This is a genomic window from Bacillus sp. DHT2 (assembly GCF_026241455.1).
Lineage (GTDB): Bacteria > Bacillota > Bacilli > Bacillales > Bacillaceae_G > Bacillus_A > Bacillus_A pseudomycoides.
On the sequence record NZ_JAPHWH010000007.1, the window covers coordinates 179,316 to 193,032 of the forward strand.

The following is a 13,717-nucleotide window of genomic DNA, read 5'->3' on the forward strand; positions in this document are numbered from 1 at the left end:
GACGACTTCTCCAATTGAACGGACATCAAAAAGCCTAGCACATTAACTTTTAAATAGATATTTACCAATTACACTTCACGATTAAATAAATAGTTAACTAATTTTTCACTTGAATTCCCTTGAGAATATTTATTCCACTTCAACTTAAAACCTTTTAAGACTTCCATATCAAACGAATTGCTTTTAATAACCTGGATTAATTCACTGGTATTGTACACAATTGATCCTGGAACAGTGGTTGTGTAATCTCCAATAATTCCTCTTTTTTTCGTATACTTCTTCAAATCATATGAGAAAAAGACCATTGGCTTATTTAAAAGACAGAACTCAAAAGGAACAGATGAATAATCTGTTACCAAAATATCTGTTACTAAAAATAGATCATTTATATTGGGATACAGCGAATAATCATATAAAAATCCTGTATACTTATCCTTATACTCCAACTTATTTCTTACTGCCGGATGGAGCTTGATTAAAACGATATACTCATCTTTTAGTGCTTTATACATAGCTTCCATATCCAAATGCAACTCAAAATCTAATAACTCTTTATCTCTAAAGGTTGGAGCATATAAAATGATCTTCTTACTTTTTAAAGTCGGATTTATTAATAGAATATTTTCTTTAATTTCTCTCTTGCGCTGTTCATAAAAAAACAAATCGGTTCTCGGAATACCTGTTTTTAATATCCTGTCGTCCGATAACCCAAAAGCATCCTTATAAATGCTTGCAAGAGCATCCGAACCTACAACAATCTTATGAAAATTTCTATAAACATCAAGAAAGCGCTTTTGAGCTCGTAGGCTCCTTTTATTAAAAGAAGGTGCCAACAATCCAAATTTTTTTATAGCACCTGCTGCGTGCCAAATTTGAATACATTGCACCCCCTTTTTAAATTTAACTTTCGCTAATGATCCGAAATAATTATCAATAATAACATATTGGGAAGTAGACAAATGATAGATTGATTTAATTGTATGAAGGATATTTTTCGTTTCAAATTTAAAAGACTTCACATTCGAGTAGCTATCCACTTCATATTTACATGTAGATTTATATAAGAAAATTACCTCACAATCAATTTTTTTCCGTTTCATTTCATCATAAATAAAAATGAGATTTTCTCCATAAGACATAATAAAAGTTACTTTTCTTTTTATTGGGAAAATTTTCATGATGCTATGTAAAATTTTAAATAAAATAAGATATATTTCTACGCTAATTTCTCTAATCATCTAAGTTTATCTAGCAACTTGTACTAGTTCCTTTTTTATTTTTGTAGTAGAAATTCCAGCTGTACGTGGTAAATATACAACTTCACAGTATTCATCTAATTCATCAAATTCCCCTTCCCAATCATCACCCATAACAAAAATATCTACATTATGATTAACAACATCTTTTGCTTTCTGCTCCCAATTATGTTCAGGAATTACTTCATCCACATACCGAACCGCTTCTAGAATCATTTTACGATTCTCATAGCTATGATAAGATTTTTTATTTTTTAATTTGTTAAATTCATCTGAAGAAACGGCGACAATTAAATAATCTCCTAAATCTTTCGCTCTCTTCAATAAGTTAATATGTCCCCAGTGCAATAAATCGAAAGTTCCATATGTAATAACCTTTTTCATGATCGTGCCCCCTGTGAAATGTTATTATTTTATAATTATTTAGTTTAGAAGTATATTTAAATTAGAGCTTCTCCTACGCCTATGAATGGTAAGAACGACTCAAATTCACCAATGTAAATCCAAAACGAATTTACATAGATTTTACATTGAGTTCACACGAAATTCACAAAGATGATTATAACATAATTTTTATTTACAAACTATGACAATAACCTAACAACTATTGTCATATCCGACACAAGAAAACGCTTTCTTAATTGATGTTACAAACCTCCTCTTACTTTCTTTTATTTACAAAAAAAGTGCGAAGGAAATAGTTCCTTCGCACTTTTTACTACCCTTTATATGACTATTTCAACATACGACGTGGCAATTTATCAATATTCTCTAACATAATGCCTGTACCAACAGCAACACAGTGCATTGGGTTTTCAGCGATTAGTACTGGTACTTTTAATTCTTCTGCTAGAAGCATGTCGATACCATGTAATAATGCGCCTCCGCCTGTTAAGATCACACCGCGGTCAATGATGTCTGCAGATAGTTCTGGTGGTGTACGCTCTAATACACCTTTTGCAGCTTGTACAATGACAGCCGCATTTTCTTTTAATGCTTCTGTAACCTCTTCTGAACATACTGTGATTGTACGTGGTAAGCCCGTTACCATGTCACGTCCGCGAATTTCAAGTTCTTCACTACGTGCACCTGGGAATACTGTACCGACTTTAATTTTAATATCTTCTGATGTGCGTTCTCCGATTAATAGCTTATACTTACGTTTAATATAGTTTAAGATCTCCATATCAAACTTGTCGCCAGCCATTTTGATAGAGGAGGAGGTAACAATATCACCCATTGAAAGCACGGCAATATCTGTTGTACCTCCACCGATATCAACAACCATATTTCCGCTCGGTTGGAAGATTTCCATACCGGCACCAACAGCAGCTACTTTTGGTTCTTCTTCTAAGAATACTGTTTTACCACCTGAGCGTTCAGCAGCTTCACGAATTGCTTTTTGTTCTACAGATGTAATGTTTGTTGGACAACAAATTAAAATGCGAGGTTTTGAAAAGAAGCTCTTCACGTCCAGCTTGTTAATAAAATGCTTTAACATTGCTTCTGTAATTTCGAAATCTGCAATTACACCATCTTTAAGCGGACGAATCGCTACAATATTACCAGGTGTACGTCCTACCATACTTCTTGCTTCTTCACCTACCGCTAATACTCTTCCAGTATTGCGATCAATTGCTACAACAGACGGTTCGTTTAAAACGATCCCTTTACCCTTTACATGAATTAATACGTTAGCTGTGCCTAGGTCAATTCCGATATCTCTCGCAAACATTCCTGTGTTTTCCTCCTTGATATTCAAAATCAGGTTGTACCCGAATTCTTTTACACCTAATTTCTGATTTTATCATAAATTTAACGAAAACGTAATATTTGAAAAGATAATTCTTCTGAAAAATGTTCCGTCATGACCAAGGAATGTTTGCCGTATAATGAATTATTGCTGCACGATTCTTTCTGTATCTTCTTTTCGGTACTTCTGCTTCGTCGCTTCCCCGCCTCTTAGGTGGCGAATCGACTTATGATAATCAAGAATTTCTTTCACTTCATTTGCGAGCTCTGGATTAATCTCTGGTAAACGTTCTGTTAAATCTTTATGGACTGTACTCTTTGATACCCCAAATTCTTTTGCAATCACACGAACTGTTTTTCTTGTCTCCACGATATACTTGCCAATCTTGATAGTTCTCTCTTTGATGTAATCGTGCACACCACTCGCCTCCCTAAATTGGATGTGAGAAGTGTGAAATGAGACTCGCTGCATATGACTAAGAAGTAAATTCGAGTGCTGTTTGTAAGCTTTAAACATTCTGGAATTTATAATGAAATGACCCACGATTTCTCACCTCAAACACTCTCTTTGCATTGGTTTATATCATTGTATTGCCCGCACTACTGATATATGCTACAAGTTCGGTATTTTTACGGACTAAGTTAAGAAAAATTACAAATTCGTGTGAGAAATACGTTAACAATGACAATTTTCACTTGATGGATTGCCCTACAAAAACCAAAGAATGACGCCTCTTGTCAAAGGCGTCATTCTTCATGATCACATTCTTCTTCTAATAATTGATGGTGGGGAACTTCTTTCTTACTGGCAATGTAATAATATAAAGTAAATAAAATAAACAACAAAATAAGGGCAATCGACAGAACAAATACAAATGACAGAGTAATCCCCTCCTTTTCTTAATATATATTCGAGAATTCCGTCAAATTTCCTTGTTATTGCTATTTCCCTCTCGAAATGAATCATTTTTATATAAAAATAAAAAAATCAACTCCCTAGTGAGAGCTGATTTTTTCGTTTTATTATTCTTGTGTAGAAGAAGAATCGCTAGATGATTCCGTAGAACCATTTGTTGATTTTTCTTCTTTTTTACTTTTTTCATCAGCTGCGCCATTTGTTGATTTCTCTTCTTTTTTACCTTTTTCGTCAGCTGAACCGCTTGTTGATTTCTCTTCTTTTTTACCTTTTTCGTCAGCTGAACCGCTTGTTGATTTCTCTTCTTTTTTACCTTTTTCGTCAGCTGAACCGCTTGTTGATTTCTCTTCTTTTTTACCTTTTTCATCAGCTGAACCGCTTGTTGATTTCTCTTCTTTTTTACCTTTTTCATCAGCTGAACCATTTGTTTCTTTTGCTGCTCCTGCTTCTGCTTTTACGTCTGTCGCAAGTTTGTTAAGGTAACGCTCTGGATTGACAGCTACATTATCTTTACGAACTTCAAAGTGTACATGAGAACCTGCTTCCTTATTCATTGCACTTAGACCGGATTTTCCTAATACTTCACCTTGTGCAACTTTTGCACCTTTTTCTACTTTTACACTGCCTAAGCTTTGATAAGATGTTGCAAGACCATTTCCGTTATCCACTGTTACGACATAACCGAGAAGCGAATCTTTTTCAGCTTTTGTTACTGTACCACTTAAAGCAGCTGTAACATCGAATTCTTTTCCATTTTTCGCAGCAACATCGATTCCTTTATTAGGAGAATATGTGTTGTTATAAAAGACAAGTGCTTGTTCTTGCTCCTCTTCTGCTGCTCCATCTTCATAAAACTTCTTCTTCACAACAACATCTACATTCTTTGCAGCTGGCATTTTCACAACTTCCGAAGACTTTGTTACTGGTACTACTGGATTTTCCGTTTGACCATACGGCGCACTTTGCTCTTTATTAGGCGCTTTCTTTGGATTAGCTGCCTGGAACCATAGAGCAACCGTCAAGATTACCGCTGCACATGCAATATAGATTGCCGGAAATACCCACCGTTTTTGAAATAAATGAACTACCTTTTGCGACTTTTTATTATTCCTTCCTCGCATTCTATCATCACCTCAGCAATCATTTTGAACAATATTCATTCATCCTATACAACCTATAACTAATTACTTTTCGACAAAATCTGTAAAAATATGTATAGGAATTGCGAAATTTCCGAGGAAATGATAGAAAAAAGAAAAACTGAGCGGATTGGCTCAGTTTTTTAGTCTAGTTGTTTCTTTTTGTAGACGAAGAGGCAAACAATAATTGAAATGACTAACCAAATAGAGACATTGATTAGATCTGCAGCAATTGCAGAGAAGCCTTTCCCCTCCACAACACTTACGAACGCTTCAAAAATATGATTAGTCGGTAAATACGATAGTATGTTTTTCAAAATGTCATTTTTTATAACATTACTTAAAATTGGAGTCATGAGTAAGACCATTGCAACCGGTGATGCAATAACAGAAACTTGCACTAAATTTTTAGCTAAAAGAGCGATAATTGTCCCAAATATGATGAACACTAATGTTCCTAATAACATTAACAGAAACATGAACAACATATTCCCTTGTAAAACATCTAGTATAAATAAATTAAGAAAACTTATAGCAAACGTTAAAACAATGATTGGTAGTGCTTTTCCAATAATGATTTCAAATGGAGAAGCAGGAGATAGCATAAGCACTCGTAACGTATGTTTCTCCTTCTCTTCCGCAATAAGAGTTGCCTGTGAGATTGTTGTAACCATACATAATATCATGACGATTACAAAGCCTCCCATAAACTCCTTCCCTTGTCCCATTTGCTTATAAAACAATGCCAATCCAAGTGGTAAAATCGCCATTAATAATATTTGTGCGTTATTCTTCAAATCCTGCATCTCTTTCCGTAAAATCGCCGATACACGTCTCATTGAAAATGTCATTATAATCCCCTCCCAGTTACTTCAATAAAGATATCTCCTAGTGTTGGCTCATAAGAATGAATCGATAATAATTCACCATTTTTCATCCACTCAGAAATACGTTTTGCGCCTAATTCGTCTTTTTTCACTGTTTCTTTTTTCTTATCCTTTAGCACGACTTCGATTTTGTCTTTCGCGTATTGAAGTCTTAAATTTTCTGGTGTATCAAGTGCTACAATTTCCCCTCCACATAAGAAAGCAATGCGGTCACAAAGCGTTTCTGCTTCATCCATATTGTGCGTCGTTAAGAAAATCGTTGTTCCTTCTCTATTTAGGTCCTTTAAGATGTTATGAATGTTTTGGACGTTGACTGGATCAAGTGCTGATGTTGGTTCATCTAAGAAGAGAATATCCGGTTTATGCAGAATTGCTCGTGCTAGCGTAACGCGCTGCTTCATCCCTTTTGATAATTTTTTGACTGGTGTTTTTTTATCTTCTAATAAATTCACTTGGGATAGTACTTCATCAATTCTTTCTTTAGGACAATCGTATAAGTCGCAAAATAATAGTAAGTTATCATAAATGCTAAGTCTTTCATATAGACCACTGTTATCTGTTAAAATACCAATTCGTTTGTAATCGATGCTGTTTGGACCTGTAATATCTTTTCCTAGTACTTTCACTTTTCCAACACTGTGAAGCAATTGGGAAGTTAAAATTTTCACTGTTGTTGTTTTCCCTGATCCACTTGGTCCTAGAAACCCGAAGATTTCTCCTTGCTTTACTTCAATACTTACATTTCGAAGTGCTGTTTTTTCATTAAAGGTTTTCATTACATCCTTCATTTCAATTGCCAATGTCATTTTGTCATCCCCTTTGTTTTTCTTCTATAGATAATTTCGCTTCAGCGACTCGTTTGCCGCCTCGGCTTGTTGTGTTCGCTGTTCTTGGCTCAATCATATGAAAAACAAAGGGGTTACGCAGTAAAATACCGGTAAAAGGAGTCTTTTTACCGGTGAATGAATCCTATTTTCCACTTACTGGAGCATCATTATAGTCCAATGACACCTTTTAATTCATCCATTCGACCTTTAGAAAGTGGAATAGAGCTTTTTCGTTCATCATCCAAGATTAAGCTAAAGCTATTACGAGTCCAAGTAATCACTTCTCGTACGCGCTGTAAGTTAACAAGATAAGAGCGGTGACATCGAAAGAATCCAAAACCTTTTAATCTTTCTTCTAACTCACTTAATGTTAACGCACATACAAAGTCCCCTTCGCGAACATGAATATGCGTTGTTCCATTTTGCGTTTCAATAAAATGAATTTCCATCGGATCAAGCAAAATGATTTTATCGTTCACTTTTGCTGGGATTCGTTCGAGCTTCATTTGCGGAATCATTTGAACGATATTTTCTTGATCTATCTCTTCCCCTTCTTCCTGTTCGATTTCTACTTTTTTAACGCCATCTGGATTTAATACATACACATCTTCTGTTAAAGAAAGTGCATCTGATAAAAAGGATGATGTAATAAAGATGGCCTTCCCTTGTTCTTTCATCTTCATAATTGCTTTTCGAATGATAATTGTGCTCTCTATATCTACATTTTGCTCTGGCTCTTCAAAAATAATTAAATCCGGATTATGAATCATGACCCGCCCAATGTGAAGACGGCGTTTTTCAGAAAATGATAGCTTTTCAATTTTGACGTTCATTTTATCTAGTAAACCAACATACTGGACAACTTCTTCTATGCTAATATTCGAGTCATACAATCCGGATAAAAAGGCGAAGTATTCTTTTACTTTTAAGCGGTTATATGCCTCATCTTTTAAAAAACAAAAACCAATGCGCGAGTAGACTTGCTTTTGAATCGGTTCCCCGTCAAATAAAACACTTCCAGCCGATGCCTCTTCTTCACCGATTATAATGCGGTGTAAAATCTTCGCCGTATGATTGTTACATTGCAGCACAACACATTGCCCTTTTTCAATTTCAAGCTGAATCGCCTGCAACTGGTTCGTCTTACCCAATTGTTTTAACTCCAATAACGCCATGTTTTCTCCTCCAGATGAGTTTTTATCTCATTATACCAAACAGTTAATGGAAGATTATGATATTTATCTCAAAAATAAAAAGGAGCTAAATTAGCTCCTTTTTGATTGATTTTAGCATACAACTATTACTGCTGCTTCACCATATAACTTTTCAGCTGATCACGAAGTGCCCTTTTCAGGAATTTCCCGACAGATGTTTTTGGAATCTCTTCCACGAATAAAATGCCATCCGGCATCCACCATTTCGGGAACTGGTCTTCTAATAATGCATAGAGCTCCTCTTGTTCTACTGTTTGTCCTTCTTTTAAGACAACGCAGGCAACAGGGCGTTCTTGCCATTTTTCATGTGGCACGGCAACGACAGATGCCTCTAGTACTTTGTCATGTGCCATTAAAGCGTTCTCTAAATCAACGGAGGAAATCCATTCACCGCCGCTTTTAATTAAATCTTTCGTACGGTCAGCAATTTTAATAAACCCTTCTGGATCAACAGTTACAATATCTCCTGTATGTAACCAGCCATCCTGCATGGAATCTGCTGTACGTTCATCGTTATAATAACTACCCGCAATCCAAGGTCCGCGCAGGCAAAGCTCTCCCATTTCTTCACCATCCCATTTGATCTCCCCTTCTTGACCAATTACCTTCATTTCAAGGCCTGGGAATAAGTAACCTTGGCGGGAGCGTAGTTCATAATATTCTTCTTTCGGTAAATCGCGCTGATATGACTTTGGACAGTTAATTACAACAGCTGGGCTTGTTTCTGTCATTCCATATATTTGCCTAAAAGCAATTCCATATTTCTCCTCATACGTGCGAATCATGCTTCCTGGTGCTGCTGATCCACCTGACCATATCGTACGAATACTACTAATATCATACGGATATTTTTCAACCTCTTGCAGTAACCCAATCCAAATTGTTGGTACACCAGCAGTAATTGTCACTTTCTCACGCTCAATAAGCTGAGCTAATATTTCCGGTGTAAAGTGTGGTCCTGGTAAGACGAGCTTTGTGCCGAACCATGTACCTGCAAACGGAAGCCCCCATGCGTTTACATGGAACATCGGAACGACAGGCATACAAGTGTCTACTTCTGATAGATTCCCGCCGTCCACAAGGCCGAGCGTATAACTATGGAGTGCAATACTACGGTGTGTATACACAACGCCTTTCGGTTTTCCTGTCGTTGCGGAAGTATAGCACATACCCGCAGGTTCTTTTTCATCTAAGTCTGTTATGAATGGGAATGTTTCGTCGCCTTCTTCGAGTAGTTTGTCGTAATGATATACTGGTGATAGTGTTGTGTGAGGTAGTTCGTGATCATCTGTCATAATAATAAATGCTTTCACATGAGGAATTTCGTGTTGAATATTTTCTAATACAGGGACCATATCTTCATCAACGAGAATGATTTTATCTTCAGCATGGTTAATGATATAAGAAATATGCTCTGCGGAGAGCCGTAAGTTAATCGTATGTAACACCGCCCCAATTCCTGGAATTGCAAAATATGCTTCCAAATGGCGGTGATGGTTCCAAGCGATTGTTCCAACTTTGTCCCCTCTATCAATCCCCATTTTATTTAGTACACTAGCAAGCCGTCTTGTCCGCTTCGCAATCTCCCCGTATGTTAATGTTTGAATACGCGATGCAGTGCGCGAAACAACTTCCTTTTTTGAAAAATATTTCTCCGCTCGTTCCATCATTGCTGGAATGAGAAGTGGTACATCCATCATCATATTTCATGCCCCCTGTTATTATTTTATATATACACATACAACTGTATTATAACACAACAAAACGAGACAAAAGCCGTTAACATTTCTTTCGTTTTCTACAAATAATGACAAAAGGAGCTCATTGGGATGAGCTCCTTTGTTGTCAAATAATCACTAAGTTTTGTCGAACGATTGATATATTCCAAAAAGCGTTGATATATTTTCAAACGAGCAGCACCCAACTGTCAGTAACCCTTAAGCATCAATTCTTCGCCATTAACTTTCCTTCATACTCGTTTAGCGTTTTAATTTCGATACCTTTATAGTAATGAGCAACAATATCCGTATATCCTTTTCCTTCTTTCGCCATTCCATTGGCACCATACTGGCTCATGCCAACGCCATGGCCGAAACCTTTCGTTATGACGACAATGCTCTTTCCTTGTTGTTTCCATGTAAAGTCAGAGGAGCGTAATCCCAGTTTTGTTCGTACTTCTTTCCCTGTTAATACCTTTCCTTGAAACTCTACATCCTTCACCCGTTTTCCTTCTGTACGGTCTTTAATATTACCGACTTTTCCATTTGCAAGCACCTTTACGCCAAGACGCTTTTGAAAATCATCTACAGTAAAAGTTTGCTCACTCGCAAATTTTGGAGAAGCTTGATCCCATGGACTGTCTACGCTTTTTAAATATGGTAAGTCGCTCCCCCAGTAGTCTGCAGCATTTTCTGTATAACCGTTACTTGTTGAGAAGAAGGACGCCGTAATGGGACTACCATCATAGGTTAAAACTTGTCCGGCTGTTTTAGACACAGCTTCTTCAATCTTCTTCAAATTTTTCTCATAATCTTTGCCCCATGTCTTCTTTAGCTCTTCTTTACTGTTGTACACTTGATCATTAACCGTATCTGTCACATCCGCATTGTTTTTCTTACTTCCACCTAGCATACGCTGTACAATAAATGTTCTCGCTGCCAATGCCTGTGCTTTTAATGCCTCCATTTCAAAGCTAGCATTCATCTCAGAAGCTACTACACCTGTAACATACTCTTCCATCGGCATCGTTTCTACCTTCTTTTGTGCATTACGATACACAGTAACTTGGACAGCAGTATTTACCTTTTTAGGAGCTGGCACACTTTGCATGGCTGGAGGATGTTCGGGCGGCTGACTTACTTTCGCTTTCGTAAACGGAATAACAAGTACGGTCGGTACAATAATGACGAGCGCCACTAAGAGCGCCATTGTAATGAAAAGTGGCTTTGAAATTTTCATCTTTTTCCCCCACTATGAAATTAGACTCATTTCATTCTTATGGAACGTGACAAGCTTTTAGAACATATCGGGAGGAACTTCTGCAAAGGGAAAATATAAAGTACTGGTATGACAGGATGCAATCTCAAAGGAAAGAATTTTCTAAATTTTTCAGGTGGACAGGCATAAAAAAGGAATTTGTTGACTATAACAATAATAGCCCAATAAAAATAGCCTCTATGTCAAAAAGACATAGAGACTACTCAAACTTAAGCGTGAAGGTCAGAAACTTGTTGCTTCGTTACTTCTTCTACTTTTTCATTTACACGTTCAATTGTTGCACCTAATGCAGCTAGTTTCTCATGGAAGTTTACATATCCACGATCAAGGTGTTTTAATTCTGTTACACGTGTGTAACCATCTGATACTAAACCAGCTAGAATTAATGCCGCTGCAGCACGTAAGTCAGTTGCTGCTACTTCTGCACCTTGTAAGTTGTTAGGTCCATTCATAATAACAGAACGGCCTTCAATTTTGATGTCTGCATTCATACGACGGAATTCTTCCACATGCATGAAGCGGTTTTCAAATACCGTTTCTGTAATCATGCTTGTTCCATCCGCATGTAATAACAATGCCATCATTTGTGATTGCATGTCTGTTGGGAAACCTGGATGAGGCATTGTTTTAATATCAACGGCTTTTAATTTACTTGGGCCGATAACACGTACGCCTTCGTTTTCCTCAATAACCTTAACACCCATTTCTTCCATTTTCGCTGTGATAGAACGTAAATGTTCTGGTACAGCATTTTCAATTAAGATGTCTCCACCAGTAATTGCTGCTGCAACCATAAACGTTCCTGCTTCAATACGGTCAGGAATAATAGAATGGTGTGCACCATATAATTTATCAACGCCTTCGATACGAATCGTTCCAGTTCCAGCTCCGCGTACTTTTGCTCCCATTGCATTTAAGAAGTTAGCTAAGTCAACGATTTCTGGTTCTTTTGCTGCGTTTTCAAGTACTGTTGTCCCTTTTGCTAATGTAGCAGCAGACATAATGTTTTCTGTTGCACCTACGCTTGGGAAGTCTAAGTAAATTTTCGCGCCTTGTAATTGTCCATCTACATAAGCTTCAACAAAGCCATTACCAACTTTTACTTTCGCTCCCATTGCTTCGAAGCCTTTTAAATGTTGGTCAATTGGACGTGAACCAATTGCACATCCACCAGGAAGTGCAATACGAGCACGACCATTACGTGCTAATAGTGGTCCCATTACTTGAACGGACGCACGCATTTTACGTACATATTCAAATGGTGCTTCAATATTTAACTCCTTTGAAGCATCAATTGTTACTTGGTTATTTTCAAATACGACTTCAGCATTTAAATGACGTAATACCTCATTAATTGTGTATACATCAGACAAAACTGGTACTTCAGATAGTACATTCTTTCCGTCACTCGCTAATAGGGCTGCAGCGATTATAGGTAATACAGCATTTTTTGCGCCCTCAACACGCACTGTGCCATTCAACCGCTTTCCGCCACGGACGATGATTTTTTCCAATTTATTCCCCTCCGTGTCCTTTTTTCAATATCTATTCAATACTCAGAAGTTATGATCGGTGTGCCAACCACAATTGTATCTTTGCTGTCTGTAGAGCGTATTGCTATTTGCACATTGATTTTCTCTCTATTTGTTGAAAGAGCGTCATTCCACTTTTTATTATATGCGGAGACTGACACAAATGCTCTTTCTTCTATCTTCTCGATCGCTCTTGCTGAAAGATCTTTCAAAACCTGATTGGTTTTATTTTGCAAAACACCTTCAATCTTATCACTCAGTACACCTTGAACACAAGTGTAAATTGTAGGTTTTGTACTAAAAATTTTATCCATTTCCCGAATGTTTTTAGGGTCCCATTTTGACCCGCTTACTTCAAAGATAATGAAAGTGTTTTCTTTACTATTTTCCTTACTCCAAGTTACTACTATTCGTTCTTCATAAGAAGAAAATTTTTTGTATGCTGTTGCTTTATATCCATCATGAGATGTTTCCAATTCCCATTTTTGAATATCCGCTTTTTCTTTCACTTCATTTAACAATTTTTGAAACGTATGTATATTAGAAATGGTTTTGGTTTCTCGTGCTAACCATGACCACCGCTCTACCTCTGCTCCATTTTTTTCAAGAGCTGCGATCATACTCTCCATTTTCTCTTCGTCACTTACGGGCTTTATCTCTTTATACCCGACCAAGAATACGACAATACTTACGACAACAATAAGAATTGTTTTTAAGCTTTTCAAGTTTCATCCCCTCCTATCCCCATTGTTAACGGAGATATGAGGTTCTATACACTTACTTGACTAAATACGTTAAACTCTTCGAATACCCTAAATAATCAAGAAAAAAGTTGCTGACAGATGTCCCAATGGCAATCGTAACAAGAATGAGTAAAATCCTCGTCTGCAATACCTTTCCAGATTTCATCAGGCGTTCGATATGGATACCTTGTAAGGCCCACCACGTAATGGTAATAAACAATAAATGCGAAACAATCGCAATCAGTGCTTGTTGCCCTAAAAGTTGCGCCAAAAAAATCGACTCCTTTTGTTTGGCTTACCATCACCTAGGATGCAAAACGATCCCATATAAATGGAAACCACACTTTTTCCCGCCCAAACAGGCAGTATAAAGTATCCCTCCGAAAGAAGGGGCACTACCTATTAGAGTTTACTTTGTTCGAGCATCACATTCGTGAAGGATAAGGTCTCGCGC

Annotated in this window: 14 protein-coding genes; all 14 read right to left on the reverse strand. The window is 37.0% G+C overall.

Going from position 1 to position 13,717, the window contains the following annotated elements; translation table 11 throughout:
• Positions 1–68: 68 nt before the first annotated feature.
• Entirely contained in the window at positions 69–1,238 is a 1,170-nt protein-coding gene (locus ORL93_RS18005) for a CDP-glycerol glycerophosphotransferase family protein (RefSeq protein WP_265959342.1), read from the reverse strand.
• A gap of 6 nt (positions 1,239–1,244) precedes the next feature.
• Positions 1,245–1,640 carry a glycerol-3-phosphate cytidylyltransferase gene (tagD, locus tag ORL93_RS18010; RefSeq protein WP_033797525.1) on the reverse strand — a complete coding sequence of 132 codons (396 nt, stop codon included), beginning with the start codon at positions 1,638–1,640 and terminating at the stop codon, positions 1,245–1,247.
• A 349-nt stretch (positions 1,641–1,989) separates the two neighbouring features.
• A complete protein-coding gene (mreB, locus tag ORL93_RS18015) occupies positions 1,990–2,991 on the reverse strand; it encodes a rod shape-determining protein (protein WP_003202097.1) in 1,002 nt (333 codons plus the stop codon).
• Positions 2,992–3,153: 162 nt separating this feature from the next.
• Complete coding sequence (gene spoIIID / locus ORL93_RS18020; protein ID WP_018781193.1) at positions 3,154–3,426, reverse strand: sporulation transcriptional regulator SpoIIID; 273 nt, start codon at positions 3,424–3,426, stop codon at positions 3,154–3,156.
• 329 nt (positions 3,427–3,755) lie between these two features.
• Entirely contained in the window at positions 3,756–3,890 is a 135-nt protein-coding gene (locus tag ORL93_RS18025) for a hypothetical protein (RefSeq protein ID WP_042511388.1), read from the reverse strand.
• A 141-nt stretch (positions 3,891–4,031) separates the two neighbouring features.
• Positions 4,032–5,045, reverse strand: coding sequence for a stage II sporulation protein SpoIIQ (gene spoIIQ / locus ORL93_RS18030; RefSeq protein ID WP_018781192.1), 1,014 nt, complete (start codon positions 5,043–5,045; stop codon positions 4,032–4,034).
• Positions 5,046–5,206: 161 nt separating this feature from the next.
• Complete coding sequence (locus tag ORL93_RS18035; RefSeq protein ID WP_018764943.1) at positions 5,207–5,914, reverse strand: ABC transporter permease; 708 nt, start codon at positions 5,912–5,914, stop codon at positions 5,207–5,209.
• A complete protein-coding gene (locus tag ORL93_RS18040; RefSeq protein WP_003209202.1) occupies positions 5,914–6,756 on the reverse strand; it encodes an ABC transporter ATP-binding protein in 843 nt (280 codons plus the stop codon). The genes ORL93_RS18035 and ORL93_RS18040 overlap by 1 nt, the downstream gene beginning before the upstream one ends.
• Before the next feature lie 188 nt (positions 6,757–6,944).
• A complete protein-coding gene (locus ORL93_RS18045; RefSeq protein WP_003202086.1) occupies positions 6,945–7,952 on the reverse strand; it encodes a LytTR family transcriptional regulator DNA-binding domain-containing protein in 1,008 nt (335 codons plus the stop codon).
• Between the two features lie 125 nt (positions 7,953–8,077).
• Positions 8,078–9,694 carry a long-chain fatty acid--CoA ligase gene (locus ORL93_RS18050; RefSeq protein WP_265959343.1) on the reverse strand — a complete coding sequence of 539 codons (1,617 nt, stop codon included), beginning with the start codon at positions 9,692–9,694 and terminating at the stop codon, positions 8,078–8,080.
• 241 nt (positions 9,695–9,935) lie between these two features.
• A complete protein-coding gene (spoIID, locus tag ORL93_RS18055) occupies positions 9,936–10,949 on the reverse strand; it encodes a stage II sporulation protein D (protein WP_097795143.1) in 1,014 nt (337 codons plus the stop codon).
• A gap of 248 nt (positions 10,950–11,197) precedes the next feature.
• On the reverse strand, positions 11,198–12,502 hold the full coding sequence (gene murA, locus ORL93_RS18060) for a UDP-N-acetylglucosamine 1-carboxyvinyltransferase (protein ID WP_003209210.1): 1,305 nt from the start codon (positions 12,500–12,502) through the stop codon (positions 11,198–11,200).
• 35 nt (positions 12,503–12,537) lie between these two features.
• Positions 12,538–13,245, reverse strand: coding sequence for a YwmB family TATA-box binding protein (locus ORL93_RS18065; RefSeq protein ID WP_018764938.1), 708 nt, complete (start codon positions 13,243–13,245; stop codon positions 12,538–12,540).
• Positions 13,246–13,297: 52 nt separating this feature from the next.
• A complete protein-coding gene (locus tag ORL93_RS18070; protein ID WP_003202077.1) occupies positions 13,298–13,534 on the reverse strand; it encodes a DUF1146 family protein in 237 nt (78 codons plus the stop codon).
• Between the last annotated feature and the right edge of the window lie 183 nt (positions 13,535–13,717).

Bases quoted from the DNA above. Each gene is read 5' to 3' on its own strand.
- ORL93_RS18035 (WP_018764943.1), bottom strand. From the start codon at position 5,914: ATGACATTTTCAATGAGACGTGTATCGGCGATTTTACGGAAAGAGATG.
- ORL93_RS18040 (WP_003209202.1), bottom strand. From the start codon at position 6,756: ATGACATTGGCAATTGAAATGAAGGATGTAATGAAAACCTTTAATGAA.
- ORL93_RS18045 (WP_003202086.1), bottom strand. From the start codon at position 7,952: ATGGCGTTATTGGAGTTAAAACAATTGGGTAAGACGAACCAGTTGCAG.
- spoIIQ (WP_018781192.1), bottom strand. From the start codon at position 5,045: ATGCGAGGAAGGAATAATAAAAAGTCGCAAAAGGTAGTTCATTTATTT.
- spoIID (WP_097795143.1), bottom strand. From the start codon at position 10,949: ATGAAAATTTCAAAGCCACTTTTCATTACAATGGCGCTCTTAGTGGCG.
- tagD (WP_033797525.1), bottom strand. From the start codon at position 1,640: ATGAAAAAGGTTATTACATATGGAACTTTCGATTTATTGCACTGGGGA.
- mreB (WP_003202097.1), bottom strand. From the start codon at position 2,991: ATGTTTGCGAGAGATATCGGAATTGACCTAGGCACAGCTAACGTATTA.
- ORL93_RS18050 (WP_265959343.1), bottom strand. From the start codon at position 9,694: ATGATGATGGATGTACCACTTCTCATTCCAGCAATGATGGAACGAGCG.
- ORL93_RS18005 (WP_265959342.1), bottom strand. From the start codon at position 1,238: ATGATTAGAGAAATTAGCGTAGAAATATATCTTATTTTATTTAAAATT.